We start from the raw sequence: 25,614 nt of genomic DNA, 5'->3' as shown, positions 1-25,614 counted from the left end.
AACTATCGCGGAACCATCATTCGCGAGGAGGGACGGATTTCCGGACAACACATTTAACGCTATCTTCAGGCTCCATGCACTGCCTGAGCGCCAGAACAAGGAGCTAGATCGCTCCCTCAGCAGGGCGCAGTCCTTTGGGGCTGGCGCTGCGTATAATCAGACCGGCTTTTTCGAGTTCAGAAGCGACCTCTGTCAAGAGCCAATAGTCCAGGCCCGAGCGCTGGGCCATGTGCAGCAGGTCACAGGTTCCGTCACTCAGGTTCAAAATCCATTGCCGGGCCTTTTTCCAGGCTCCCGGCAGACGCTGGCCGCCGAGGGGGGCATGGAGATTATGTTTTGCGAGAAATGGCTCGCAGTACGGGTTTGTCCGTCTGAACACGTGGTTGCGCTCCAGGAGCAGCGCGACGGCGAAGCACAGGTCAATAGAGTCGCACATGGCGGGGAAGGAGACGAAGTCCCTATTGTCCTGCGATGTGTGGTACTGCGGATAGGCGGCGTAGATGGTGCGGGCCAGCACACCCACTGGCAGGTTGAAGCCAGGCGAGCAATATTGCCGCTCGTCGCTTCCTCCGGGCCAGTAATCCAGAACAAGGCCACCGGGCGAAAACCATTGGAGCACATACTCCGCAGCGCGATCCGCCAAGGTGTCCGCCTGACGGCTGCGCTTGTAAGTGGCAGGTCCTGCGTCGCCGATGCAGGTAAGTACGTAGCCAGCCTTCACCGCCGTTTTCAGGTATTCTCCGTGCGCGGCCAGGTATGCAATGCTGCCGATGGTTTCGGGCAGGAACAGGAATCGATAAGTATAGCGCCTGCTGGGCAGGCTCGCCAGCCGCCTGAGCAAATGGGCCGCCACCAGCGGCCCGGAGAGTTCATTGTTCGCCATGGACGGGTGGCATGTGTAAGTCGAGAAGAGAATTTCTTCCGGGCTGTCTCCCGGCAGGACGCAGTGAGACAGTGTCATGGACCCCGCTACGTGTTCGGCGTCTATCTCTACGCGGTAGCGGCCCTGCGTTAGCTGCTCCCGTTGCCGGTGGCTCATGCATAGGCCCCACTGGCGAGTGTAGTAGGTGGTCAGATACGGAATTGCGTCGGGTATGTCGGGGAGGCTGTGCAGGTGCTCCTGAAGTTCCTCCAGCGAAACCGATCCGCTGAATCCGGCGGAATAGTTCAGGACATGGAGGTTGTTCTGCACCGCATCCAGAATTAGCCTTCCATCCGGGGCATACAGCCGGGCGCTGCGGAACACCCATTCCTCAGGCACTGCCCAATCGTAGCATTGCGTGCCCGTGGGCACTTCTAGGCTGGTGAGAGGCGCGATGTCATTGAGAATGGCGTGGGTGCGCCGGACCCCTTCCCCAGTGATGCTGCGCATGATGGGCCACAACCGGTCAAAGTCTGCAGCGAGCCTCTCCGGGGTAGGTCCTGGAGTCGCCAAAAGCAGTTGCTTTAATGCATCGCTACGCATGTTATCCCCGCAACAACCGTACTGGCCGCATGTTAGGCTTTAACCGCCTCCACCAAAAAGGCGGAACAGAGGAACATGCCTCTCCAGTTCAGTGCGTCGTGCTCCAGGCGCAAGGCCTCGCGTCTGAAGGCCGCCTTGTCCCCTGCTTCAAGCCATGGCAGCGTTGGATGGTAGTGGTACCAAAGCAGCCGGATGTCCTTGAAGCCCTGGCGGTGGAACATCTCCTGCACCTCAAATGGGTTGTGAAAACGGGCGGGGATGGCGGCGTAACTGTCCGGGGTTTCGGGCTGTGGGGGCATGTCCAGCCGCAGCCTGGCGTCAAGTTCTTGTTCCAGAGAAGCTTTGAGGTCGTCACTCACGCCGCGCAGCAGCTTGTTCATGAGGAAGTCTTTCGTGTGCCGATTGAACGTGAAGAGAGAGAACAACTCGTTGCGGAACTCGATGAAGACACTTCCGCCCGGTGTGAGCATGTTGCGCATGTTGGCGATGACCCGCTCCTCATTTTGGACGTGAGGCATGACACCCATGGCCGTGAGTCCGTCGAAGCTCTGCCCTTTGCAGGCGTGAGCATAGGTGCAGGGGTCTTCGATGTCGCCTACGAACACCCGCTCCGGGTCGAGCCCATGTTGTTTCATATTTGCGCGGGCCTTAGTGACCATGTTCGGTGAAATGTCGAAGCCCCAAGCCTCGATGCCCATGCGCGAAAGCAGCGAGAGAGGAGTCCCCTCTCCAACGCCAACATCTATGATTCTGCGGGTCCCCTTGGCTAGGAATGCGTTGATCAGTATCTGTAGCCGAATGTAATTGTTCGGGTACTTTGCTGTGATGTCGTGCATTCTCTCGCGCTGGTACTGGAGATGGTAATCTTCTGCCACGGAATCATAAAACGATTTTACCTTACTATCGTCGGCCATGATCTCCTCCCTATCGTCCTAGTGGAGTTCCTGGGTCATATTTATGCCGTTGTGAGGCCATCGCCCCGTGTTGTCGGACACTTCTAGGGGTGCCGCGCAGTTGCTGCAGCTTACTTGCTTTCCCATTCGTAAATCGTAGAGAGGCATGCATTACAGCTTGGCAGGGCGCTCCAGTTGCAGTTTCGCACATGCTGGCGGATGTTCTGAATCTTTTCACCCTGCCACAGTTCGGCGACACTGAAGCTTCCAAGTTCCTCCCGCGTGAGCACGAGATCCGGCTCAGTGCCCAGAGGGCAGCAGCATGCGGCTGCGGAGTTCGGCCAGAAAAGCAGTCTCCAGAATGCCGTGTTGCAATCTGCAACGATGCGCTTGGTCGATACGTTGAGTCCCGGAGGTTGATACAGCGTTTCGTAGTAGTTCTGAATCTCGATGACATCGGCGTAGCCTTCCCAGAACGAGAAGAAGCTGGTGCTCAGCTCATCGTGGTTGAGGCTGCAGGGCACAGCTGCGACTCTGATGACCGGTGCGATCAGCCCGTGCTCCCGCTTGTAAGCCTGCAGGAACTTCACATTGTCCATGAGCTTGTTGAAGTCCCCGCCACGTGTCTTTTTATAGACCTCAGGGCTTGCGGCGTCCACTGAAAGGCACAAGACCGTGCAGCCGGATTCAACGAGACGTTTGATATCCTCGTGGTTCGGCAACAGGAAGTTCGTGTGCACGAAGATGTCAAGGACGCCGCGGCTCTTGGCGTGCTCGCACATGGCAAACAATGCTTCCTTGTGCATGAACGGTTCGCCGATGGCGCCGATGTTCATCGCGTAAAGGCCCTTTCCTGCGCCTTCGTCGATAATGGCGCAAGCACCGGCCACGTTTAGCTTGCGTCCATTCCTCTTGCGACCTCGGTCTGCGCATACAGGGCAGTCGAGGTTGCACGCGTCCACAGTGTCGAAGTCAATGTGTATGGGGAATTCCCCATGACATTTCTTCTGAAAAGCGTTGTTTAGAAGCTCACGGTACTTCCTGTAGGGCTCCCCGTGCAAAGCCAGTCCGAGGTCATGAGGGTCGTTGACTACAAGGCGGTGCATTCTATTCTCCAACTGGTTGTTATTGATATTATCGTGTGCAAGCCCCTGCCCCAGGGCGGGGGGATGAACCACTGTCTAACTTTCCGTTCGGTCTGGCAGCAATGCGGTCAGCTTCTCGGTCTCATCGAGCCAAACGACGATCCTTTGCCCGTCGGATTCGAGATAGCGCCGGTGTTCCTCCTCGTTGCCGATCTCGACTAAATGTATGAAATGCTGCTGCCTGCTGTTTTCTACCAGCGCACCGCGCAGGCCATGGCGCGGCAGACGCCCGTTGAGTGACGGTGTGGCGTAATAACCCCAGGCCTTACGCGTGACATCGTACTCGGTTCCAGAGGGCGTGGTAAAGGTGATGAATTCATCGGCGTTGAGATGGATGTTTGCACAGTGCCGCAGCGTGAGGGCATCACCACTCGTGGTGGTCAGCTCAACAGTGCGTGCTGGTTCGATGTGCATTACGTTCATGCTTTGACGCCGCCTTGCTCTGGTCTGGGTGGGGATTTCAAGAAGAATCCGTAGATGGTGTGCTTTCCGCTGGGCTCGATGACCCTTTGGAGTCGGTGCAGGTCGAGATCCGCTTCGCGACCAATGTGCACCAGGGCAGAGGGCGTGTACACCACATAATGCCCGTAGGCGAAGTCCTGGTCGTGGGGGCCGTTCAAATAGAAGGCCCGCACATCCGGCAACTCCACGTAGGCAATGCCCGTTGGTTTAAGCAGCTTGGCGGCATGTCGCAGAAAGGCGATGGGGTTGGGCACATGTTCCAACGTGCGGTTCATTGTAATCAGGTCGAAATGCTCTGGCAGATCCACTTGGTCAATGTAGCGCTGTATGATCCGAGCCGTGGGCAATACGGAGCGCATGTGCTCGCAAGCGCTGGGATCGGGTTCAATGGCTGTGCCTTGCCATCGGCTGTCCAAAAATTGGTGAAGGAAAACGCCCATTCCTGCGCCGATGTCCAACACTTGGCGCGGATGCGAAAAATCCAACCGTGTGGAGGCATACTCCCGGACCCTCGCCACTCTCTGGGCGTTGTCGGATTTGGCAGGGGGTAGTGAGATGATGGTCTGGAAACGCTGGCGGATGAACGAGTCTGCGTCGCCCGTCTCGGCCTTGTATGCCAGTCCATCGTAGATACGTTCATAATCGCCTTGCTCCAGCCAATACATGGAGCCACAGCCAGCGCACTCAGCATATTCCGCAGGTTTGTAATTGCTTGCGGTTGAGGCGGGCCCAAAAGAGGCATACTTGTCCGGTGCCTCTCGGGTCACGGCGAACCGCCGGAGCGTTTCGCCACAGCTGCACACCGGGCAGATCATTTGCGGCCTCGCCTGAAGGAGAGGTAGTTGTGTTCTTCGTCACTGATCGGGCAGTGCTCGAAGCGGTCAGGAAGCTTGTCCCCGGCGATCCAACCTTCAATGTACCACTCACCCTGGTCGTTAATCTTCCAGATGTCGTGATTGCGGAACTGCTCCGCAATATCCCAGAAGCGGGCTTCCGAGATTCCGATCTGGTCGCAGAACGCCAGTATATACTCCCGGGGCGGCTTCACGCCTTCGAAGGTGCGGATGAGCTCAATCGCGTGCTCACGAGTCATGCGCCCCTTTCGGATTTCGTTGCTGGCGTGGTCGGTCACGCGGTTGAAACCGAATTTAAGCCACTTGAAGTAGTGATGGATGATGATGTTCATGCAATCAAGGTCGGCGTAGTTGTAGAGCCCCATCAAAGGGCCTTCCTCTCTGGGCAGGAAGCCATGGCTCTGCGCGACTTTGAGGTTCTCCCGGGCATCCCAGGGGAGGTAGTAACCCAGGAAGATCGGTTCATACCCCAGGGCCTGCATCGCGGCATCGTCCGGGTAGATCATGGAGTTGATTTCGCGCAGGGGGAGAGTCTCGTCCACCCACTTCTGAGTATCCATGCCCTTGATGATGTGGTGGTCTCTTGAATATTTCCGGCCCAACTGCGTCATTTCGGAGCTTGCGGCATCGCCACCGTACTCCATGTAGGGGTTTTCGCCCCAGAGGACCAAAGGAATATGGAATTTGAGCGCAACGTTTGGGGGGATGTTGTAGATCGCCAAGTGGTCCACGAGCGAGCAGTCGCCAAAGCGTTCAAAGCTGCGGCGGGTAATTTTGTTGACTCCCAAAGGATTCGGGGCAAAATCGATGTGATCCACGCCCATGTCGCGCAGCGCCTGCAGGTTTTGTTCTCCACGCAGCGTGCGAGAAAGCGGGCGGAACGAGACGCAGAGAGGGTTCATGTTGAAGACGTTCTTTGCGATATGAGTCTGATAGATGCTGTCCTTGCCGCCGCTGACGGGGACAATACAGTCGTACTCGTGATCGGACGAGCGGCGATGCCTGTCGAATATCTCCTCGAGTCTCGCCCTGCGGGCGACCCAGTCGATTACAACCTTGGCCTCGGCGTTTCGGCATGCGGTACAGACTCCTGCCGCATCCAGGGTAAGGTTTGGCCGACTCGTCGGGGCAACGCACTTGACGCAATATTGTAGCATGCTGGCTTAGCCTCCCTTGCGCTGGCACAGAATGCGCAGATCTCCGCATCCGAATTTCGCCTCTCCAAAGGGATCTGCCTCCACGACGTCGGCGTCAAGGTCCGTCCCCGTGCCTCCAGTAAGCCTGCGGAAGTTTTCAAACCCGCAGGCGTCCAACTGCGCAATCGTCTCCTCCAGGGTGGAGTGGATGTAGATGGCGTTTGAGCCGTCCATGATGTGCACGGCCTTGTTCCGGCTCACGTTCATCATTTTGAGGACACCTTCCATGAAACTCAGATCTACTTCTTTCATGATATCTACAGTCGTGTCCCACAGGTCCATGCTAATTGCGCCCTTGCCATCGATGTAATACCAGAACCAGCCGCCGGGCTTCAGCACCCGTGCGGCCTCGGCCAGGGCACGAGGCATGTCCGCTGCCTGTAGGTGGTGGAAAACTCCGTTGGAAACGGCGAAGTCAAAACTCGCGGTGTCAAGACCTGTATCAAGGACGGAACTGACGAAGAAGTTTGTCTGGCCAGCTAAGCCGAGCCGTTCTGCCTGGCTGCGGGCGAATTCCACGGAGTTGGCGCCAAAATCCATGCCCGTGGCATGGGCCGCCCCGCATTGGAGCATAGAGAGGGTGAAGGCTCCATTGCCGCACCCGAACTCCACACAGCGTTTACCTTGAATGAGGTCGGTCAAGGCGTTGACCTTCAGGCGGTGGGCCTTGAGTTGCACGAACTCGTCATATTCCGCGCTGTCATGGCGTGGCCAGATCTGTTGCCAGAGTTCCTTGTGCAAATTCGCCAAGGTCGAGTCCTTGAAAGACTCGAGCGTTTTGTTCGGACCCTCTATGAAGGCGATTTCCATGAGCATCCTGAACTGCCGCAACGTATCGCGCACGACCTCGCCCGTGAGGACGTAGGGGTGGGTCGAGAGGCCCCTGTCGAAAGCGATGCGCTCGTAGCGCATATTCATGGTGGTAAGGCACAGCATTTTCGCAAAAGCGGTGAACGGCGTGTTCGGGACGGCGTTCATAGTCACGGATAACTCACTGAGGTCATTAAGGTATATTGATTTATGCATTGATGCGCTCCTCTTTTTGCTTGCAATCAAATGTTCAGTCGTATGTTGTTTGTTCTGGTTGTGCTGTATGCGCGTTCTGCGTGCTGCAGTTTCGTTTTGTCCGGGAAACTCTCCAAGATATCCGGCAGGCCACCGTAACTCGGATATTGCGGTGGCTTATGAGTGTTCATCCATAAACAGTTTGCAGTTGATGAATGAGAACAGAAATTTACTTAGACTGTTTGGGAATGTTTCACTGTCTATCAGGCCTTTTATCTTATCTCTATGCATGAAATCATAGATCGGCCCATCGCTCAAAATATACTCACGATCATCGCCTGATGTGAAATTGAAGATGGACTCGACGGATGCGTTAAAGCCCTTCTTTTGCCGGTCCAGGCGCACCTTGTCGTTCAAAATGCCTGAGACGGCCTCTCGGAGTATGTATTTGCCGTAGCCCTTCTGGATCAGCAGTTCGCTTGGCAAGGAGTAGGCGAAGTCAAAAAGGTTGGAGTCGAGGTAGGGGCTCCTGTTCTCAATTGAATAGTACATGGCGTTCAGGTCGTCCTCATGCAGGGTGGGGCGGGAGCCTTCGTGAAACAGTTCGTTGAGCATCCTGTTGCGCATATTTGATGCGCAGTAGTTTTCCTCCGAGAACTCAGCGCGCACGTCTGTTCGAAAGCAAGACTCGAACGTGTCGCTATTGAGCAGCATGTGTTCGCGGCGCAAAGGGTTGTTCGCATAGTAATCGGGATCTCTAAGAAACGGATTACGTATGAGGGGCTGGATGTGTGTCACCCAGTCCGCCACGGCACGTTGGTGGCCTTCCATTCCGCGCATTTCGTTCAAGTGCAGCAGGAAGTGGTCGTAATATCCTGCAAACAATTCATCAGCACCGGTGCCGGAGAACACGACGCGATACCCGCGATTGGCCACCTCGCGCATCAGTATTGAGTGGACATAGTAGCTTATGGTGTAGAGCGGTGCGTCGTGGTATGAAACGATTTGCCGGAGCGGTTCGATTCCTCGCTCCGGGGTCAGCACCAGGGAGGTGTTTCGTAGCCCCAAATCCTCGACGGTGGCCCGAATGTTGTCTGACTCGTCGTAGCGTTCGTCGGTGTCAATGATGGAGAACGTCTCAACATCATACTGAAAAATCTTGGCCGCAATTGAAGCGATGGCGCTGGAATCCACCCCGCCGCTCAGGCAACAGGCCAGCGGCACATCGGCGCGCAGGCGCAGTCGGACACTTTCGATGAGCCGCTCGCGTGTTCCCTCAATGGCTTCTTGCAGGGTCATGGCCCGCGGGTGGTATGTGGGGCGCCAGTAGCGGCGCAGAACAGGCTCACGGTCGGCCTGGACGGTCATCGTCGAGGCGTAGGGAAGTTCGTGTACTTCCGCAAAAAAGGAGGCGTCACACTTGTAGATGGTCTTGTACCCGCTGACCATGAAGCGAATTAGTTTCGAGATGTTTGGCGTCAGGCGCTTTGCCGAAAGGCTCTGCAGGAATTTCACCTCAGATCCGAAGTAGATTTCGCCGGGAGCGCTGAGGACGTACATGGGCTTTTCCGCGAAGCGGTCGCGGCTCAATATCAGGGTTCTTGTGCGTCCGTCGAAGATGGCGAAGCTCCACATGCCTTCAAAACGATCCAGGCAGTCAATGCCCCAGCGCAGGTACGCCTGCAGCAGAACCTCGGTGTCGGAGGAGGTTGTGAAGCAGACGCCATCTCGCTCCAACTCTTGCCTTAGTTCGACGTAGTTGTATATTTCGCCGTTGAAGACGAGAGTGCAGCCGTTCAAGGTGAGGGGCTGGTTGGCGCGGTCGCTCAGGTCGATGATTGATAGGCGTGAGTGCAGGAGTAGGGCCTGCTGGTCTCCAGCCCCGATGAGAGTGTGCCCGCAACTGTCCGGCCCGCGCCTCCTCATGCGTTCAAGCGTGGTCCGGATGCGGTTCTCATCCGGCGGGTTTGAGCCGAAATATCCTGCTATGCCACACATCAGGTTACATCCTCCACCAAGATTTGCTCGCCGCGCTTTTTGGCCGCGCGCAAGGTCTGTCCAATCAGCGCGCGCTCGTGTCCGGGAGGCAGGCCACCGCCGGGGCGAACCCAGTCCAGGTGCTCCGGCCCGAGCACGGTGCCAGGGGGCAGGTCCACAGCGGCCACGATGGACCGGCGGTAGGCCACTCGTCCGGCTTCCTCGCAGGGGGCGCAGCACACCTGGGGCGTGCCCAACATGGCCTCGGCCTGGCGGATGCGCCGGACCATGGCGGCCATGTCCGCAGGGTCTGCAGAGAGTTGGTGGTCGCGGAAGCCCTCGCGGGTCTTGTCCAGGGTGAAGTGCTTTTCCACAATGCGCGCGCCCAGGGCCACGGAGAGCACGGCCGCGTCCACGCCCAGGGTGTGGTCGGAATAGCCCGGCGTGGCGCCGTACCCGGAGAGCCTGGGAATGGCCGCAAGCCCGGCCTGGTCGTCCGGCGTGGGATAGGCCGAGACGCAATGTAGCAGGGCTAGACGGTCCGAGACGTCGGAGGCCTCTCCCGCGCCCCAGGCGGACTTAAGGAAGGCCACGCTGGCGGCCAGCTCGGTTCTGTCGCACAGCCCGGCGGAGAACAGCACGGGTTTGCCCGTGGAGGCCACCGCCTCGATGAGCGGGAAGAACGTGTTGTCCGGCGAGGCGATTTTGAAGGCCGGTACCAGCGGAGCCAATAAGCGCACCGCTTCGAGGTCAAAAGGCGTGGACATGAACAGCAGGCCGTTGTCCTGGGCAAGCCCGGCCAGTTCGGCGAACTGCTCCTGGCTGAACTTGAAGCGCGACAGCTGGGCAATGCGCTCGGTCTGCAGGGCGGACACCAGCCGCTCCGGAGTGATGGTCTGGAACTTCACAGCATCGGCCCCGGCCTGCGCCGCCGCCGCGATCATCTCCCGAGCGCGGCCGAAGTCGCCCTCGTGGTTGTTGCCCACCTCGGCGATGATGAAGACCCGCTTGGCGGTGTCGTGCTTACCGATTCGCATAGCTACCCCCCGTGGGCGTGCAGCACGTAGCTGGACCCCGTGTAACGCAGGCCCAGGGACTCGTAGAAGCGCACGCTGCCCGTGTTGGCCGCCTGGGTGCCCACGGCCAGGGTGGTGAACCCGGGCAGATTGGCCTCGGCAAAGGCGATGATGGCCGCCGCAGCTCCCTGGCGACGGAAGGGCGCGTCCACGGCCAAAAGGTCGATGATCAGCGACTGGCCGGAGTAAAGAAAGAGCAGAAAACCTGCCACGCGGCCGTCCTTCTCGGCCACCGCCATGGTCTGGCCGCGCTTTCCGCAAAAGTAGTTGCCTGCCCACTCGGCCTTGATCCGGGCCGCCACATCCAGGCCGATGGCCGGATCTTGGTGAAAACGGCTGGTCGTCAGGCTTGTGGCTGAGATACGCCGCACGTCGGCTTCATCTTCTGGCCGTGCAAGGCGCACAAGCCCGGGCCAAGCTTGCGGCGGAATCTCCCCGGCTGTCCGCACCACCCGTGCCAGGGACAAACTGACGTCCACAGGCCGAAATCCCGCATCCAGCAACAGCGAAAGGCGTGCCTGGTCCTGGGCCGGAGCCTTGGCCGTGCCGAAAAAGCGTGGATCGCGCAGACGCGCGGCGCACGCCGCCAGAAAGGCGGGCCGCTGATCCTCGGACGGCGTCGTTGCCAGCCAGAAGGCAGCGCGGTCCATCACCGCGGAGAGGAAGTTGTCTGGCGCAAAGAAGTCCAAGCGAGGCTCCTAGCCGTAGGTCACCGGCAATTCGCCGTCCATGCCAGTCGTCTTGATCATCTCCTTGTACCAGCGGATGTACTCGGGGAAACCGCGCTCCAGCGGCCAGGAGGGCTTGAAGCCAAGCAGTCGCTCGGCCTTGTCCATGCACAGGGTGCCGCGGTCGGGCATGAGCTTGTCCTTGGGTACGTAGTTGATGGAGACATCCGGGAAGTGCTCCAGCACGATCTCGGCCATCTGCTTGAGCGTGCGGGCCTCGCCATAGGTCATGTTGAAGATCTGGTTCAGGGCCTGCTTGTTGGTCATCACCGCCACCATGCCGTCCACCATGTCATCGATGCAGGTGAAGTCCAGGCTGTCCGAGCCGTCGCCCTGGATAGTGATCTGGGTGCCGCGCAGGGCGTTTTCGATGAAGATCTGGCCCACCCGGCGGCTGACGCAGCGGGCGCCGTAAAGGGCCGAGGGACGGATGATGGTGTAGGGCATGTCGAAGGCCTGGTTGTAGGCGATGACAAGCTTCTCCCCGCCGAACTTGAGCGCGCCGTAGATGCCGATGGGCTCGCAGTGCGTCTCCTCAGTGACCGAACCGGACAGGAAGTTGCCGTAGATCATGCTGGAGGAGAAGTAGATGAACTGCTCGACGCTGTAGCCGCGCGCGCAGTCCAGGGCGTTCTCCAGGGTGCGGAAGCTGTGGTCAAAGGTGGAGAAGGGGTCCTTGTTGGACTTGTTGGCATGTGAAACCGCTGCCAGTTGGACTACCACTTGAGGCTTTACCTTATCAAAAAGATGTCCGAGGGTGTGATAGTCTCGGGCGTCTTGAATGAACACCGGCACACCGGCCTTGCGCAACAGGTCCTGGCGCTGGTTCAGAATCGCCAGGTAGAAGTCGCGGTTGGGGATGTTCGTCTCCGTGGAGGAGAATGCCAGAATGTTGTTCACCTGCAGGCCATCGATGATGGACACCTCGGCTCCGAGTTCCTTGAGCTTGAGCGCTAGGTTGTGGCCGATGAATCCGGCCCCGCCGACCAGGACAATGCGTCTGCCTTTGATGGGGATCATTATTGCACCTCGCTGAGAGCCTGTTTCATTGCGTCAACCATGTAGGCCATGTCATCCAGGTCCAGGTGCGGCCCCACAGGCAGCGCGATGGACCCGTAGCTGATGGCCGCCGCGTTGGGGAAGCTCCCCTCTTCGTGGCCGTACTTGTTCCGGTAGTAGCTCATGTGCGGCACAGGGCGGGGATAATACACGCTGGTGCCCACGCCCAAGGCGTTCAAGGCCTTGACCAACTCGAAGCGCAGCGGTCGTAGGGACTCGCGCAGCACCACGGACAGGCAGTAGTGGCTGCCCTTGATCTCGTCATCGCCACCGGAGGCCAGCACCGTGAGTTCCGGTAGTTCCGCTAGCCCGGCCGAAAGCGCGGCGAAGTTCTCCCGGCGCCTAGCCAGGAAGCCGTCCATGCGCTTCAACTGCTCGATGCCGATGGCGGCCTCGATCTCGTTCATGCGGTAGTTGTAGCCAAGCATGGTCACGTCGTACACGCCGGGCACGCTGCGTTCGCCCACCACCCGGTCGACGCCGAAGGCCCGCTTCTTGGTGATGCGCGCCGCCAGATCCTCATATTGGGTGATGAACATGCCGCCCTCGGCCGTGGTCATGTGCTTCACGGGGTAGAAGGAGAAGGCCCCGGCATCGCCTAGAAGGCCGGTGTGCACGCCCTTGTAGGTGGCGCCGATGGATAGGGCACAGTCCTCCAGCACTGGCAGGCAGTGCTTTTTCGCCACGGCGTTGATGCCGTCCATGTCCGCGGGCAGGCCCAGGAAGTGCACGAGGCTGATGCCCCGGGTGCGCGGGGTCACCGCGGCGGCAAGGGCGTCGACGTCGATGTTGCCGGTGCTTTGCTCGCAGTCCACGAACACGCAGGACGCACCGGTGTACTCCACGGCGTGGGCCGTGGCCGAATGCGTCTGGGCCGGCACGATGACTTCGTCGCCGGGGCCAATTTCCAGGTCGAACCAGAACAGGTGCAGCCCGGCTGTACAGGAACCCACGGCAAGGGCGTGCGGAGATTGGGTCCAGGCCGCAAAATCAGCCTCGAACTGCTTCACGCGGGGGCCGTGAACCAGCACGGGACCGCCAAGAACCTCAAGCACGGCCTGCTGTTCCGCCTCGCCCAGGATGGGCTTGCCAAAAGGAACGACTCGTTTCACGAAGGTCACCTCATGCATCCCAAAAGTAGTCCACGGCGCATTCGCGCCCGGTTTCAATAGCCCTCTCCGCAGCGTGGCACACGCTCATGGCGGCGAAGGCGGCGGCCTCGTCCACCAGTGGCCTGGAGACAACGCCGTTCAACGTGTCGATAAAACTCGCCAGGGCCTGCCCGCGCTCCTCGCGGCCAGGATAGGCCGCGTTTTCCACTCTCGGCGGCATTGTCGCGTCGCTGGAGTCCAGCCAATACGCTCCCGGCAGTTCGCCCGCAAAGGTTTTTTGGGTGCCGTACACGGCCAGGCGGTGGAAATGCGGATGAGTGCAGCCGCCGTGGGCCGCAATCTTGGCCGAAAGACCGCCTGGAAAGCGCATGAGCAGCACCGCAAAGTCATTGTGCCGCTGCCTTGTGCCACCCGTGGCGAAGTTCGAACCCAAGGCCGCCACGGACACGGGCCGCTGGCCGGTGAGCCAGAGCGCCAAGTCGACCATGTGCACGGCCGCGCCTAGAATAATGGAATAATGCTCCATCTCCGCACGCCAGCCTTCGGTGAGCTTCGCCAAGCGCCCCCAGAGGTAGTCGGCCTCAAGGTGGTACACGAAACCCAAGGCGCCCGCGTCCATCTCCTGCTTCAACCGCACGAAGCGCGGGCAGGTACGCAGCACAAGGTTGGAGGAGAGCCGCACGTCAGGGTGGGCGCGCAACAGCGCGGCCAGTTCCCTCGTTTCGGATTCGCGCAGGCACAGGGGCTTTTCCAAATACACATGGCGACCCATTTCAATGGTCTTGCGGGCCTGGAGATAGTGAGCGTCATCGAAGGAGGCGATGCTCACCACATCCAAATCGGCGGCCAGCAGTTCCTCTGCATTTGGCACGAAAGGCGTGTCGGGAAATTCCGCGGCAGCCTGGGCGCGTTTTTCTGGCGCAAGGTCGCAGAGCATGGCCAGCTCCGCACCGGGGTGCGCGGCCACTGCGCGGGCGTGTTGCATGCCGATGCCCAGCCCGATGACGCCAACCTGGAGTCTCTTATTCATTCGTAGCCTTCCATCGCCACCAGCTCGCGCCAGCTAGGCCGACGAGCACCCGGCACAAAGCGCGCAATCAGTGCAGAGATGCGCTCCAGGTCCTCGGCGGTGTCCACGCAGAAATTTACCGCGCCAAACTTGCCACCTGATTCGAAGGAGCGGATGCGATACTCGTCCGCTCGGGTGTAAAAGTACCGGGTCACATGTTCACGATCCATGGGATCGGTCATAGCAGCCTCGGCGCGGCGGAACGCTTGGGTATTTATAACTTCCACGGACTGGCCCTTGGGGTAGGTGCGTCGGAGCACATTGGTCACCAAGTCCGCACCACCCTGACGATACAGGGTTATTGCCTCGTCTACCAGCCGGGGGTCCAGCAAGGGGCTGTCACCACAGATGCGCACAAAGGCTTGGCATGGATGGGCGATGATGGCTCGCAGGAAGCGCGCCGAAACATCCATCAGATCACCGCGCACGGCCTGAACGCCATGCCTTGATGCCAGCGCGGCGAGTGGATCATCCGAGGGGGCTGATGATGTGGCCAGGACAACTGCGTCCAGGCTGGCGCTAAGCTTAAGATTCTCGAAGAGATATGCCAGAAGCGGATTGCCCTGGATAAGCGCAAGGGACTTGCCAGGCAGGCGGCTGGAACTCATGCGCGCCTGGACAATGGCGATGATAGGGCCAGAAGCACTCATTGGGCGCCCTCCCCTACAATGCGGCTCCTAATAAAACGCTGCCAGTCCACATACCAATCGTTTTTTCTCCAGGCCCAGGTCCGGCAGAAATCCTTCACCGCTAGGCGCCTCGTAGGCTCTTGCCACCAAGCGTACAGCTCTGGCCAAACCGCATTGACGTATTCTGCGGCACGTTCGGGACAGGTAAAGACCAGCCCTACGCGGGCGAGTTCCTCCAAAGCCTTGTTGAATTCATCAGTATACGCATTGTGAGCCGGGTTATAAACGACAATGCAGGGCACATCCATGGCCATCGCCTGCAGGAAAGTCGTCCCGAATTGGTCACCGACCATGAGCTTTGTGCTTTCCAAGGCACCGTGGAAAGAGATGTCGTTATTCGAGCGAACTGTGAGTTCCGGGAAGGCGTTGCGGAGGGGCGTGACGATGTCCTCAGGCGTTTTTTGGGTGAAGAAAGGGCGGTAAACGCATGCATTGAGGATGTCCTTACTGAGGGCACGAAGAAAAGCCTTCCGCTTCGCCACGCTACTGTTTATGTAGTGCACCATGTTTTCCCGAAGGTCCATCCTGGGAGTGTACAGAGACGATAGATGTGAGGATATCAGCAGCAATTTGTCACGGTTAGATGGATTGCTTTTGGGCAGCCAAGCGAGGCTAGGAGCTGGCAAGGGGAAATATGCCTTGCCTGGGCGATCGTGATTCCACCCCCAGGTAATGAGGTTGTCCACGAATTCTGTCTCGCCAAGTGGGTCGGGGAGCCTCTCCATGCCGTAGCCGCACCCATGCTGTGCGCCAATCCATTCCCCACCTTGATCAAGAAGGTGAGCATAGTAATACTCTTTCTCTTGTTGCGTATAATCTAGTGCACTTATCGTGGTACAGCGCCGTGAAAATGAAAAAATCTCGTAGCGCAACAATTTGCAGGGCAGATACTGCTTCAATAGCGCAAAGATGGTATGTTCAAAATCATTTTCTGGATCAAACCTCAACGGAATTGCGTCAATATCCTTTTCTTTTGAGTCGAAGACCTTGTGCATGACTGTCCTTGTCCGGAGAAAACAGCAAGGGTCAGTCGTCAAGAGAAAGAACAACTCATGCTTTGAGGAAATGCCATGAACATGGTCGATGCGGCAGCGAGCTCTATCTTTCCCGTATCGAGAGACTTTCGCGACGATCCCATCTGGGGCACGAGTATCAATCAATTTGCGAGAAGCACCTGGCTCGGGGAGCTCGGCTTTTCGGATGTCATTGATCGGCACCTCGGTATAGTGTAGCCAGCCGAAGGCGTCGGAGCATCTTATTATGTCGGAGACGAGCAAGCTCCAGGGGCCGTGATTTCGAAGTGAAAGCATAAAATCCAGGTAGGTCCCAAAACGGAAAGCGTGGCGTTCAAAAATATAAGTCTTCATTGGGCCGAAAGCTTGGGACGAAAGTAGCCTCTTGTAGAGGTCGTAGGACAGGGAAACCCACTCCCTAAGCCAAGAGTTGCAGATGATTTTCCAAAACCGCACTGAGTGATCCACCCCGTGCAACTGGTTCGCAAAGGATGCAATGCCGAGCAATAGGCGGTCGCGTAAGCTATTGATATAGTCGTTCGCCTGCGTCAGCTCGCTGAGACCGCGCAGCGGTTCTGGCAAAAGGGTAAGCCCCTCGGCTTTGCCGACAGCATAGCCCTCTCGATGCAAGCACCACGGTCCGAGCAGAACGTCATCAGGCTCATAGTGTCCGGGTGATAGTTCCGGAAGGGGAGTTAGTACAAGTCTGCGCATATTCTTTACTCTTCTAGATGTCACCGGGAACCAAGTCCGGCTCGCTTTGAAGAGCCCGTCTATACTCATGCAATATGCTTTCCGCAGTCCCAAAGCTCTTCACCCGACCGTCCTGTATCCAGACAATCCTGTCACAGCTCTCGACAGTGCTGAGTCTGTGGGCAACAATGATCATTGTCACGCTACCCTTTAAGCTTGCGATGGTATCTTGTATCAAGCGCTCGCTTTTCGAGTCCAGTGAACTTGTTGCCTCGTCAAAGAGAAGAATGCTTGGGCGGTTGTAGAGCGCTCTCGCAATGCATATGCGCTGCTGTTGGCCGCCGGAAAGTCGGACGCCGCGCTCCCCAATAACGGTCAGGTAGCCTTCGGGAAGATCGTTCAGGAACGCCTCCACGCCCGCCTGTGAACAGACATGTTTTAGGCGCTCCATGTCTATACTAGTCAGTTCAACGCCGAAGGCGACATTCTCTGCAAGGCTGGCGTCGAGGATGTATGGTGATTGGGGAACATAGCCGAACTGCATTCTCAAGCAGCGCAAATCGTCATCACCAAGTGGCGTTCCATCCAGGCGGATTATGCCTTCAGTTGGCCTCAGCAGTCCGATGAGGATGTTCATGAGGGTGCTCTTGCCTGCTCCAGATTCTCCTACGATGCCAATAGTTTGTCCCTTGGCGATGGAGAAGCTCACTTTGTCGACCACCTTGGACACACTGTCCTTGTACTGGAACGAGATTGCATCCAGAGCCAGGCCTTCGTTCATCACGAGAGGGATATTATTGCCTGCCCAGTCCGTATCCTGCTGCGCCCACTTGTGAATTAGCTCCATCTGCTCAAGGGATTCCTGCACGTATGGCAGAGTTGTGCGAAATTTTGTCACGCTGGTGACCACGCGAATGGTTGCTGGCAAGCCTCGCCAAGTGAACACTGCGAGCATGGCGAGCGTGGAGGTGACGCTTGCGGCTGGGCTGTGAAGAATAAAATACATGAAAAACATGGTGCAAAAGAGCATGACAAAGCCAAACGTCTCCAGCAGCCAGCCCGGGAAATTGGCCAGCATTTCCTGTTTTGCTTGCAGCATCGGAAAGGCAAAGGCATCAACTTCGAAAAGTCTGCCAAATGCGGCCTCCTTGCCATAAAGCTTAACGTCCTTGATGCCCTGAATGGCAACCATCGCGTGCTTGAGGGAAGAACGTCTGTGTTCCCTGGCCATTATGGAGATGTGGTCCAGCCTTCTGCGCATCCACCGGACGGTCAAATAGGCTGGGATTCCGAGTATGGCAACGCAAATGATCGTCAGAAGTGGATGGAACGTGATGAGGTATAGAAACATAATCAATAGCAGGGCGGCTTCGCTGACGGCAAGAAAGATGTTGCTTAAGAAAGTGCCTGAGTTTGCGGCGAACTGAATTTTTGTTAACAGGTTGGCGCTATTTTCTCGGAGTAGCCACTCGTAAGGCATTCGCATGATACCATCAAGCATCATCTTGCTTAGGTTTCCTGTGACGTCGGCAAGGAAACGAAGGTATGCGTACTGCGTAACCGCTCGAAGAGCATTCTTAAGGAATACCAGCGCGACCATGAGCATCCCCAAGAGCAGGAGGACTGACTCCGGTCCGAGCGACTGGATAAAGGGGATGTACTTTTGCGCGTATTGGAAGGCATGTGACTGTAGGACCTGCGCAGGGGTTATGATGGCAGTCGTGAAGATTGCCACTGCCCAAAGAAGCAATGTTTCTCCACAGGCTACAGCTGTAATGCTGAAAAGTTGGACTGCAAAGCGTTTCGTGTTTCCGTGAGGGAGCAACTCAAGTAGCCTGAGGATAGCTTCGACTGCTCCGACTCGAATATCTGAAGTAGGCCTATCTTTGTCTCTTAAGGCGGGACTGCTTTGCAGCAAGCGGGAGAACATATTGGTGTCAGCCAAGGATAACTCCTTGGGAACCTCGGCATGAGCCGAATTCGCCGAGTTGCGAGGCCAGTGTCATAGCTTGGTGCGCACCTGTGCTCAAATGACTCTCCAGTGCGGGCGCCGCAAGAACACTGCCTTGGTCGTCATGAATTCCTTCTTCGTCAAAGCGAAGGGGCGCACCTTGCGGCTGATTTTGCTCTCGGTGATGCGCGCCAACTCATCCAGCCTGAGCCTGTCCACCTCGCCAACGACCAAAAGGTCAATCAACCCAGTGTCTTTACCCAAGGCGTAGTCATCCAAGATGTAAACAGCATCTAGTTTGCCGAGGCTTGCAATGACCTCGTCAAGCAGTTGGTCGATGCCGATGGTCTTGCGCACGATGGAGCTGATCTCAGGGAAGAAGGGGTGCTTGGTGTTGGCGCGGAAGTACGCGCTGCGCCCGTTCTGCTCGCGCTCCAGGTACCCGGCATGGCTCAGGCTGTCGAGTTCCTCCTTGAGGGCATTGGGCGAGAGGGCGAACTCCTTGGCCAATTCCCTCAAATAGCAGGAGACTCCTGGGTTCAGGAAGAGCTTCAGGAGAAGCTTGATGCGCGTCTTGGATGTGAACAACTGCGTCAGCATATGTATCTTGTACAGAAAAAGAGGACAAGAGTCAACCATGTTCCGGGCGAAACAGCGTCTTGCACATAGCCTTCCATCGCGGACGGACAACGCCCGGCACGAATTCCCTTCCGCCGTCTTGCCTGCCCCCCTCTCCCCTTGCCTCTTGCCCGGCACCAGCGTATCTCCCCATCCCATGCGGATAATGCTGATGATTCCTTGTCTTGTGGAGGATTGCCTGCCTGAGATCGGCCTGGCCGTGGTCTCGGTGCTGGAGCGCCTGGGCGTCGGCGTGAAGCACCCCAAGGGCCAGACCTGCTGCGGTCAGATGGCCTTCAAGACCGGCGACGCTGCCCGCGCCCGCGCCCTGGCCCTGCGCTCCCTCGACCTGTTCGCCGGACCGGACGCCGTGGTGTGCCCCTCCGGCTCCTGCGCCAAGATGCTGCGCGCCTACCCGCAACTTTTCGAGCCCGGAACCCCGGACCACGCTCGCGCCCTTGATCTCGCCGGACGCGTGCGCGAGTTCTGCGAGTTCACCCTCGCGCTGCCCGGCGCGCCGGACTTCGGGGCCAGGCTGCAGGCCCGCGCCGCCCTGCACCGCTCCTGCCAGCTCGACGGCTCCGAGGCCCCGGCCCGGCTGCTGTCCGCCATCGACGGCCTGACCCTGCTGGAACCCGAGCGCCCGGAGCGCTGCTGCGGCTTCGGCGGGCTGTTCAGCCTGCAATTTCCCGCCGTGTCCGAGTCGCTCGTGGAGGACAAGGCCCGCGAGCTGCTGGCGTTAAAGCCGGAGCTCCTGGTGAGCGCAGAGCCCAGCTGCCTCATGAACATCGGCGGCTACCTGACGCGCCAGGGCAGGCCTGTGCGCGCCCTGCACGCGGCCCAGCTGCTTGACCTGGCACTGACTGGAGGCGCGACGTGGTCCTGACCGACACCTTCACCCCGCGCAATTTCCGCGGGCAGAGTCACCTCGCCGCCCGCGACGCCCGCCTGCGCGCCATCCTCGACCACGCCACCCGCTACTTCATGACCAAGCGCGGGGTGGCGCTGGAGGCCTTCGCCGACCGCGAGGACCATTTCGGCCGCGCCCGTGTCGCAAGGCTGGCCGCCCTCTCGCGCCTGCCGGAGCTGCTGGAGCGGTTGGAGCGGAACGCCACCGCCGCCGGGACACGGGTCCACTGGGCGCGGGACGCGGCCCAGGCGCGGGAGATCGTCGCGGGCATCGCCCGGGACTGCGGGGCCAAGGTGGTGGTCAAGGGCAAGAGCATGGTCTCCGAGGAGATCGCCCTGAACCCGGCGCTTGAGGCCACGGGAGCCGAGGTCTGGGAGACGGACCTGGGCGAGTTCATCGTGCAGCTGGCCCAGGAGCCGCCCTCGCACATCATCGCGCCCTGCATCCACATGTCCCGCGCCGACGTGGCCGCGCTGTTCCGCGAGAAGCTGGGCCTGGCCGACCTTGCCGACGCCGCGAGCATCCCCGAGCTGACGCTCCTGGCCCGCCGCGCCCTGCGCGAGAAGTTCCTGGCCGCGGACCTGGGCGTCACCGGCGTCAACATGGCCGTGGCCGAGACCGGCAGCGTGGTCCTCGTGGAGAACGAGGGCAACATCCGCATGTCCACCACCTGCCCGCCGGTGCACGTGGCGATCATGAGCCTGGAGAAGGTGGCGGCAACCCTCGAGGACGCCGCCGACCTCCTGCGCGTGCTGCCGCGCAGCGCCACGGGCCAGCGCATGAGCTCCTACGTGTCCGTGCTCACCGGGCCGCGCCGGACGGAGGAGCCAAACGTTGAACTCGACGGCCCGCGCGAGACGCACCTCGTCATCCTGGACAACGGCCGCGCCGAGGTGCTGGCCGACCCCGTGCTGCGCGAGGCGCTGCTGTGCTTCCGCTGCGGAGCCTGCCTCAACTCCTGCCCGGTGTACCAGACCGTCGGCGGCCACGCTTACGGCTCCGTATACTCCGGCCCCATCGGCACGCTCTTGTCGAGCCTGCTGCTGCCCACGGAAGACACCCGCGACCTGCCTTTCGGCTGCACGCTCTGCGGGGCCTGTAAGAAGACCTGCCCGTTGGGCATCGACCACCCGAAGCTCATGCTGCGCCTGCGCGAGCGCGTCTGCGCGGGAAGTCCGGGCCTGGCCGGTGTGGCCCACGCCTTCCTGGCGCTGCATCCGCTGGCCTACCGGCTGGCGGTGGGCGCGGCACGGGCGGTGGACCCGGGCCTGAACCTGCTGCCGCGCCTGCCGGGCCTGCCCGTGGGCCTGGCCAGCTTCGTGGACTCGCGCCAGCCGCCGCGGCTCAAGACGCCCTTCTCAGCGCAACTGCGGCGCAGCCGGAAAAAGGGGGGCGCATGAGCCGCCAGCAAATATTGGACACCCTCCGCGCCGGTCTTGCCGCCGCGCCGCTCGTGGTGCCCGCGCCGCCCGCCCGTCCGGCGTCCCTTCCCATGGGGGCCGACGCCTGGGCACGCCTGGCCGAGGTGCTCGCGCCGCTCGATGTGCGCCTGCGCCTGGCCGCCACCCCGGCCGAGGCCGCGCAACACGTGGCGGACATCGCCCGCGAGCGCGCCGCGACGAGCTACACCCGCTGGGACGACATGCCCCCTGGCCTGGACATGGACGACGCCCTGGCTGGGCTCTCCCGCGTGTCGGACCTGGGGGGCGGCTGTTGCCATGCCCTGGCCCACGTGGACCTTGGGCTGACCTTCGCCCACGCCGCGCTCATCGATTCCGGCAGCCTGGTGCTGGTGGCCGGGCGAGGGCGCCCCCGCGCGGCGTCGCTGTTGCCGCCCACCCATGTCTGCCTGGTGCCGCGCTCGGCGCTGGCGCCGGATGTCTCGGCCCTGCCGGGCCTCCTGCGCGGCCACGCCGATACCGCCGGCCTGCCGCCCTCCTGCCTGAACCTGGTCACCGGCCCGTCGAGCACGGCGGACATCGAGCTGGTGCTGGTGCGCGGGGTGCACGGCCCGGGCGCGCTGGACGTGGTCGGGCTGGACTGGGACATCTAGCCCCAGCCGTTCCGCCGCCGCGCCTGTTCCGCAAATATCGAATTGTCGACGATTCTCCTTGAACGCGGCCCGCGCCTGATGCTATGCCCTGGGAATAATCACCCCCAGCAGTGCATCCAAGGAGGTTCGCATGAAACGCGCAACCGGGCTCCTCGCCCTATTGCTCTGTCTTGTCCTGGCCGCATCCGCGGCCCTGGCCTGCACCACCACCATCGTCGGCAAGAAGGCCTCGGCCGACGGCTCGGTCATGGTCTCGCATTCCGACGACGGCTTGGGCGACGCCCGGCTGGTCTACGTGCCGGCCAAGGACCACAAGCCCGGAAGCATGCGCCCGGTCTACTATTCCCACTGCGCGCTGGACTTCAAGCCGCAGTGGGGCGGCACGGTCAGCCACCGCATCGTGGACGGCAAGCGCGCCCCCATGTACGCCACCAAGGGCGACCCCAAGAGCGTGCCCCTGGGCTACATCCCGCAGGTGGCGCACACCTACGCCTATTTCGACGCCAACTACGGCATCATGAACGAGCACCAGCTGTCCATCGGCGAGTGCACGGACAAGGCCAAGGTCGACCCCGAGCCCGCGCCGGGCAAGCGCATCTTCTACTCCGCGGAGCTCTCCCGCGTGGCTCTGGAACGCTGCAAGACCGCCCGCGAGGCCATCAAGCTCATGGGCGCGCTCATCGAGAAGTACGGCTACTACGGCACGGGCGAGACCCTCACCGTGGCCGACGCCAACGAAGGCTGGGTCTTTGAGATGGCCGGCTACGACAAGGACGGCACCGACGGCGTCTGGGTGGCCCAGCGCGTGCCCGATGATGCCTTCTTCGTGGCCTCCAACCAGTTCCGCATCCGCGACATCAAGCCCGGCGACCCGGACATGATGTATTCCGCCAACATTTTCGACGCCGCCAAGAAGATGGGCTGGTGGAAGCCTTCCGATGGTCCGCTGGACTGGGCCAAGGTCTACGGCGACGGCGAGTTCCACCACCCGTACTACTCGCTGCGGCGCGTGTGGCGCGCGCAGTCCCTGGCCGCGCCGTCGCTGAACCTCCCGGCCTGGGTCGAGAACGCGTTCACCCGCGTCTACCCCTTCGCCATCAAGCCCGACCAGAAGCTCGCCGTGGCCGACATCTTCGCCATCCACCGCGACAACTACGAGGGCACGGAGTTCGACCTGACCAAGGGACTGGCCGCCGGACCCTTCGGCGACCCCAACCGCTACGAGGGCGGCGCCGAATCCGTGGCCGAGGGCGACCTCTCCAGCGTCAAGGGCAACTTCGAGCGCCCGCTCAACATCTACCGCTGCGTGTACGCCTACGTGAACCAGTCGCGCTCCTGGCTGCCCCCGGCCATCGGCGGGCTCACCTGGTTCGGCCCGGACCGCCCGGCCACCTCCACGCTCATGCCCTTCTACGCCGGTGCCACAGACCTGCCCAAGCCCATCCAGACCAGCAACATCCTGAAGTACGACCGTGGCAGCATGTGGACGGCCTTCAACTACGTGGCCAACCAGGTGGAGCTCAAGTACTCCTTCATGATCAAGGACTTGCGCGCCGTGCGTGACGGGTTCGAGAGCCGCTTCTTCGGCCTGCAGAAGGACCTGGAGGCCAAGGCCCTGGCCCTGTGGACCAAGGGCGACAAGAAGGGCGCCAAGACCCTGCTGACCAGGCACTCCGACAAGCAGGCCAACGACGTGCTCAAGAGCTGGTGGACCCTGTCCGAACAGCTCTACGTGCGCTACAACGACGGCTACCGCAACGATCTGGACGGCATCGCCCAGCCCGTGTTCTACCCCGCGTGGTGGCTCAAGCTCGTGGGCTACGAGCAAGGCCCCACCAGCTACCAGAAGCCCGCGTCCAAGTAGCGCGGCCGCCAGGGGTGCCACCCCTGGACCCGGTCAAGAGGTGAATTGCATCACCCAGTTGCGCGTCTCAAAAACGCCGAATGGGCGAGGAGTTGCACACTCCTCGCCCATTGTCATTTGGCGGTCGCCTAAGACCTTAGTGGTGCGCCTGCTCTTCCGTCGGCGGATCGGTGAAGCGCGTCGGCAGTTCCTTGATGCGCCAGAGCTTTATGGCGCCGACGAAGAGGAAGACGTTCACTCCGAGCATGTACACGTCAAACACTTCGAAAGGGTGCGGATCGATGACAATGGAGTAGCTGTTGAGGCCGACGTTAATAGCTATGTATGTGGCAAGAACTCTGCTGGCAAGACGGCTCCCTCTGTACGTGCGCCACGTGAGCAGGAGCACGGCAACAGTTACAGCCGCAGTGATGGCAAATAGTCCGGAGTGCCAGCCGCTTTTAATAGCTGCGCGGATAACACCCCACAATGCCAAAGCGCAGTAGATATCAACAACGTACCATGCATCTTTCACGCCTCATTCTCCTTCAGCGCTTATGCGTTATGATGCTATTTTCCTTTTCGCCAGTTGTCATAGATGCGAAATGGTGTGGTGATGTCAAAACCAAGAGGGATACGAACTTCTTCCGAGTTTGGATTGTCCCCGAGCGGCACTGTGATAGCCTTAGGAAGTGGAACGGAGAAGTCTGTCACAATTGGCTCCGCACCAGGATGAACTCCTATTGGTATGTAGTCGCCCTGTAGCGTTCCATTCTCGTCACACTTGGCCCAATTGCAGAAGTACGGCTTGTTGCCGGCATCATCCAGCCCCCACACGTCCACCCGATTCACCGGGTCATCGACGCAATACCCGTACCAGTCGTTGTCGCCGCCTTTCTTCCCCAGCGGGTCGAGTGCCGTGAAGCGCCCGGTGTCGGCGTCGTAGTCTCGCCAGACAAACCGCGTCAGGCCGGTGTCGGCGTCGAACAGCCCGCCCGCAAAGCCGATGGGCAGGCGAGCGTTGACGCCCTTAGCTTTGTTGGCCCCCGCCGGTTGTTTTCGGGGGAGTTTCTTTGAAGCAAATGCGGTAGCTCCAGAAGGCCGCGCCGACAAAGATCATTCCCCACACCCAGTCACCTGAGGAAATGGTGATCAGCAGCAGCAAGGCATCAACCATGAAGATGACGGTGTTTTGTATTGTGAAAATCTTTGTGTTTTGTTGGGATTGAACTGTGCCGGGCATCATGTGCTCCTTTCGGGAGAGCCCCTCCCAACCATGCGGGAGTGGGAGGGGCTCGGTCATTTAATCCGTGCTATAGTCTTCCAAGGATCGGACACGTTCCAAGCGTTCTTGTGTCTCAGGCGGAATTGAATCCCAGGCACTCTGCCTCCATTCATCCAATTTTGTCTCAAGCTCATCAACTCGCTCTCGTACAGGTGGATACTCCATGACTGCCTGAGTGCCCATTCCGATTCCGCTTCCGATAAGGCTTCCGGCGATACGACCTGGGATCGGCACGCCATATGGCGCGCCGATCGCTGCTCCAATTGTGCCACCAATGCTTGCACCGGTCTTCCCGGATTTGGCGATGCGCCCTCCCTGACCGTCCCAAAACGAGTCCGCCAACCCCCACACATCAACCCGGTTCACCGGGTCATCCACGCAGTACCCGTACCAGTCGCTGTCCCCGCCCTTCTCCCTCAACGGATCCAGGGCCGTGAATCTCCCGGTGTCGGCGTCGTAATCCCGCCAGACAAACCGCGTCAGGCCGGTGTCGGCGTCGAACAGCCCGCCCGCAAAGC

At 60.0% G+C, this 25,614-nt stretch carries 24 protein-coding genes; 4 read left to right on the top strand and 20 right to left on the bottom strand.

Going from position 1 to position 25,614, the window contains the following annotated elements; genetic code table 11:
* Positions 1-103 precede the first annotated feature (103 nt).
* The 17 genes from RDU24_RS02635 to RDU24_RS02555 all read right to left on the bottom strand — a co-directional run bounded on the left by RDU24_RS02635 (position 104) and on the right by RDU24_RS02555 (position 18,987).
* A complete protein-coding gene (locus RDU24_RS02635) occupies positions 104-1,465 on the bottom strand; it encodes a DUF4910 domain-containing protein (protein ID WP_308734180.1) in 1,362 nt (453 codons plus the stop codon).
* Positions 1,466-1,497: 32 nt separating this feature from the next.
* The gene (locus tag RDU24_RS02630; RefSeq protein ID WP_308734179.1) at positions 1,498-2,379 is read right to left on the bottom strand and encodes a class I SAM-dependent methyltransferase; all 882 of its coding nucleotides are present in this window, start codon (positions 2,377-2,379) and stop codon (positions 1,498-1,500) included.
* A 110-nt stretch (positions 2,380-2,489) separates the two neighbouring features.
* A complete protein-coding gene (locus RDU24_RS02625; protein WP_308734178.1) occupies positions 2,490-3,464 on the bottom strand; it encodes a radical SAM protein in 975 nt (324 codons plus the stop codon).
* Between the two features lie 75 nt (positions 3,465-3,539).
* On the bottom strand, positions 3,540-3,926 hold the full coding sequence (locus RDU24_RS02620; RefSeq protein WP_308734177.1) for a hypothetical protein: 387 nt from the start codon (positions 3,924-3,926) through the stop codon (positions 3,540-3,542).
* On the bottom strand, positions 3,923-4,630 hold the full coding sequence (locus RDU24_RS02615) for a class I SAM-dependent methyltransferase (protein ID WP_308734176.1): 708 nt from the start codon (positions 4,628-4,630) through the stop codon (positions 3,923-3,925). The genes RDU24_RS02620 and RDU24_RS02615 overlap by 4 nt, the downstream gene beginning before the upstream one ends.
* A gap of 146 nt (positions 4,631-4,776) precedes the next feature.
* Complete coding sequence (locus RDU24_RS02610; RefSeq protein ID WP_308734175.1) at positions 4,777-5,976, bottom strand: N-acetyl sugar amidotransferase; 1,200 nt, start codon at positions 5,974-5,976, stop codon at positions 4,777-4,779.
* 6 nt (positions 5,977-5,982) lie between these two features.
* Positions 5,983-7,041 carry a class I SAM-dependent methyltransferase gene (locus RDU24_RS02605; RefSeq protein ID WP_308734174.1) on the bottom strand — a complete coding sequence of 353 codons (1,059 nt, stop codon included), beginning with the start codon at positions 7,039-7,041 and terminating at the stop codon, positions 5,983-5,985.
* A gap of 156 nt (positions 7,042-7,197) precedes the next feature.
* Complete coding sequence (gene asnB / locus RDU24_RS02600) at positions 7,198-9,018, bottom strand: asparagine synthase (glutamine-hydrolyzing) (RefSeq protein ID WP_308734173.1); 1,821 nt, start codon at positions 9,016-9,018, stop codon at positions 7,198-7,200.
* Positions 9,018-10,034: an N-acetylneuraminate synthase family protein gene (locus RDU24_RS02595; RefSeq protein WP_308734172.1), complete on the bottom strand. Its 1,017-nt coding sequence runs from the start codon at positions 10,032-10,034 to the stop codon at positions 9,018-9,020. Before RDU24_RS02595 ends, asnB begins: the two co-directional genes overlap by 1 nt.
* Before the next feature lie 2 nt (positions 10,035-10,036).
* Positions 10,037-10,762, bottom strand: a complete 726-nt coding sequence (locus RDU24_RS02590; protein ID WP_308734171.1) for a GNAT family N-acetyltransferase — start codon at positions 10,760-10,762, stop codon at positions 10,037-10,039.
* Between the two features lie 9 nt (positions 10,763-10,771).
* Positions 10,772-11,821, bottom strand: a complete 1,050-nt coding sequence (locus RDU24_RS02585; protein WP_308734170.1) for an NAD-dependent epimerase/dehydratase family protein — start codon at positions 11,819-11,821, stop codon at positions 10,772-10,774.
* Positions 11,821-12,972, bottom strand: a complete 1,152-nt coding sequence (locus RDU24_RS02580; RefSeq protein WP_308734169.1) for a DegT/DnrJ/EryC1/StrS family aminotransferase — start codon at positions 12,970-12,972, stop codon at positions 11,821-11,823. The genes RDU24_RS02585 and RDU24_RS02580 overlap by 1 nt, the downstream gene beginning before the upstream one ends.
* 10 nt (positions 12,973-12,982) lie before the next feature.
* Positions 12,983-14,002 (bottom strand): Gfo/Idh/MocA family protein, encoded by a 1,020-nt coding sequence (locus tag RDU24_RS02575; protein ID WP_308734168.1) that lies wholly within the window; start codon positions 14,000-14,002, stop codon positions 12,983-12,985.
* The gene (locus RDU24_RS02570) at positions 13,999-14,691 is read right to left on the bottom strand and encodes a cytidylyltransferase domain-containing protein (RefSeq protein ID WP_308734167.1); all 693 of its coding nucleotides are present in this window, start codon (positions 14,689-14,691) and stop codon (positions 13,999-14,001) included. Before RDU24_RS02570 ends, RDU24_RS02575 begins: the two co-directional genes overlap by 4 nt.
* On the bottom strand, positions 14,688-16,457 hold the full coding sequence (locus tag RDU24_RS02565; protein WP_308734166.1) for an LIC12162 family transferase: 1,770 nt from the start codon (positions 16,455-16,457) through the stop codon (positions 14,688-14,690). Before RDU24_RS02565 ends, RDU24_RS02570 begins: the two co-directional genes overlap by 4 nt.
* A 13-nt stretch (positions 16,458-16,470) precedes the next feature.
* The gene (locus tag RDU24_RS02560) at positions 16,471-18,381 is read right to left on the bottom strand and encodes an ABC transporter ATP-binding protein (RefSeq protein ID WP_308734165.1); all 1,911 of its coding nucleotides are present in this window, start codon (positions 18,379-18,381) and stop codon (positions 16,471-16,473) included.
* An 81-nt stretch (positions 18,382-18,462) separates the two neighbouring features.
* The gene (locus RDU24_RS02555) at positions 18,463-18,987 is read right to left on the bottom strand and encodes a winged helix-turn-helix domain-containing protein (protein WP_308734164.1); all 525 of its coding nucleotides are present in this window, start codon (positions 18,985-18,987) and stop codon (positions 18,463-18,465) included.
* A gap of 190 nt (positions 18,988-19,177) precedes the next feature.
* Between RDU24_RS02555 and RDU24_RS02550 the strand changes: the two genes are divergently transcribed.
* The 4 genes from RDU24_RS02550 (at position 19,178) to RDU24_RS02535 (ending at position 23,832) form a co-directional block, all read left to right on the top strand.
* Complete coding sequence (locus tag RDU24_RS02550; RefSeq protein WP_308734163.1) at positions 19,178-19,891, top strand: (Fe-S)-binding protein; 714 nt, start codon at positions 19,178-19,180, stop codon at positions 19,889-19,891.
* Positions 19,882-21,315, top strand: a complete 1,434-nt coding sequence (locus tag RDU24_RS02545) for a lactate utilization protein B (protein ID WP_308734162.1) — start codon at positions 19,882-19,884, stop codon at positions 21,313-21,315. Before RDU24_RS02550 ends, RDU24_RS02545 begins: the two co-directional genes overlap by 10 nt.
* Positions 21,312-21,968: a LutC/YkgG family protein gene (locus tag RDU24_RS02540; RefSeq protein ID WP_308734160.1), complete on the top strand. Its 657-nt coding sequence runs from the start codon at positions 21,312-21,314 to the stop codon at positions 21,966-21,968. Before RDU24_RS02545 ends, RDU24_RS02540 begins: the two co-directional genes overlap by 4 nt.
* A gap of 130 nt (positions 21,969-22,098) precedes the next feature.
* On the top strand, positions 22,099-23,832 hold the full coding sequence (locus RDU24_RS02535; protein ID WP_308734159.1) for a dipeptidase: 1,734 nt from the start codon (positions 22,099-22,101) through the stop codon (positions 23,830-23,832).
* 136 nt (positions 23,833-23,968) lie between these two features.
* Here the strand turns inward: RDU24_RS02535 and RDU24_RS02530 are convergent, their stop codons facing one another.
* The 3 genes from RDU24_RS02530 to RDU24_RS02520 all read right to left on the bottom strand — a co-directional run.
* Positions 23,969-24,346 (bottom strand): hypothetical protein, encoded by a 378-nt coding sequence (locus tag RDU24_RS02530; RefSeq protein ID WP_308734157.1) that lies wholly within the window; start codon positions 24,344-24,346, stop codon positions 23,969-23,971.
* A gap of 35 nt (positions 24,347-24,381) precedes the next feature.
* Complete coding sequence (locus tag RDU24_RS02525; RefSeq protein WP_308734156.1) at positions 24,382-24,924, bottom strand: RHS repeat-associated core domain-containing protein; 543 nt, start codon at positions 24,922-24,924, stop codon at positions 24,382-24,384.
* A 190-nt stretch (positions 24,925-25,114) separates the two neighbouring features.
* Positions 25,115-25,614: RHS repeat-associated core domain-containing protein (locus RDU24_RS02520; protein ID WP_308734155.1), on the bottom strand; the 500-nt coding region annotated here is incomplete at its 5' end.

Origin of the sequence: Humidesulfovibrio sp., assembly GCF_031082295.1 — a bacterium.
In the GTDB taxonomy this organism is placed as follows: Bacteria; Desulfobacterota; Desulfovibrionia; order Desulfovibrionales; family Desulfovibrionaceae; genus Humidesulfovibrio.
This window is presented reverse-complemented; position numbering and strand designations above follow the sequence as displayed.

Excerpts from the sequence above, each read along its gene's own strand:
- RDU24_RS02585 (WP_308734170.1), bottom strand. The coding sequence starts at position 11,821 with ATGATCCCCATCAAAGGCAGACGCATTGTCCTGGTCGGCGGGGCCGGA.
- RDU24_RS02565 (WP_308734166.1), bottom strand. The coding sequence starts at position 16,457 with ATGCGCAGACTTGTACTAACTCCCCTTCCGGAACTATCACCCGGACAC.
- asnB (WP_308734173.1), bottom strand. The coding sequence starts at position 9,018 with ATGTGTGGCATAGCAGGATATTTCGGCTCAAACCCGCCGGATGAGAAC.
- RDU24_RS02625 (WP_308734178.1), bottom strand. The coding sequence starts at position 3,464 with ATGCACCGCCTTGTAGTCAACGACCCTCATGACCTCGGACTGGCTTTG.
- RDU24_RS02620 (WP_308734177.1), bottom strand. The coding sequence starts at position 3,926 with ATGAACGTAATGCACATCGAACCAGCACGCACTGTTGAGCTGACCACC.
- RDU24_RS02575 (WP_308734168.1), bottom strand. The coding sequence starts at position 14,002 with ATGAATAAGAGACTCCAGGTTGGCGTCATCGGGCTGGGCATCGGCATG.
- RDU24_RS02550 (WP_308734163.1), top strand. The coding sequence starts at position 19,178 with ATGATTCCTTGTCTTGTGGAGGATTGCCTGCCTGAGATCGGCCTGGCC.
- RDU24_RS02555 (WP_308734164.1), bottom strand. The coding sequence starts at position 18,987 with ATGCTGACGCAGTTGTTCACATCCAAGACGCGCATCAAGCTTCTCCTG.
- RDU24_RS02540 (WP_308734160.1), top strand. The coding sequence starts at position 21,312 with ATGAGCCGCCAGCAAATATTGGACACCCTCCGCGCCGGTCTTGCCGCC.
- RDU24_RS02605 (WP_308734174.1), bottom strand. The coding sequence starts at position 7,041 with ATGCATAAATCAATATACCTTAATGACCTCAGTGAGTTATCCGTGACT.
- RDU24_RS02615 (WP_308734176.1), bottom strand. The coding sequence starts at position 4,630 with ATGTATTGGCTGGAGCAAGGCGATTATGAACGTATCTACGATGGACTG.
- RDU24_RS02570 (WP_308734167.1), bottom strand. The coding sequence starts at position 14,691 with ATGAGTGCTTCTGGCCCTATCATCGCCATTGTCCAGGCGCGCATGAGT.
- RDU24_RS02610 (WP_308734175.1), bottom strand. The coding sequence starts at position 5,976 with ATGCTACAATATTGCGTCAAGTGCGTTGCCCCGACGAGTCGGCCAAAC.
- RDU24_RS02595 (WP_308734172.1), bottom strand. The coding sequence starts at position 10,034 with ATGCGAATCGGTAAGCACGACACCGCCAAGCGGGTCTTCATCATCGCC.
- RDU24_RS02535 (WP_308734159.1), top strand. The coding sequence starts at position 22,099 with ATGAAACGCGCAACCGGGCTCCTCGCCCTATTGCTCTGTCTTGTCCTG.
- RDU24_RS02630 (WP_308734179.1), bottom strand. The coding sequence starts at position 2,379 with ATGGCCGACGATAGTAAGGTAAAATCGTTTTATGATTCCGTGGCAGAA.
- RDU24_RS02635 (WP_308734180.1), bottom strand. The coding sequence starts at position 1,465 with ATGCGTAGCGATGCATTAAAGCAACTGCTTTTGGCGACTCCAGGACCT.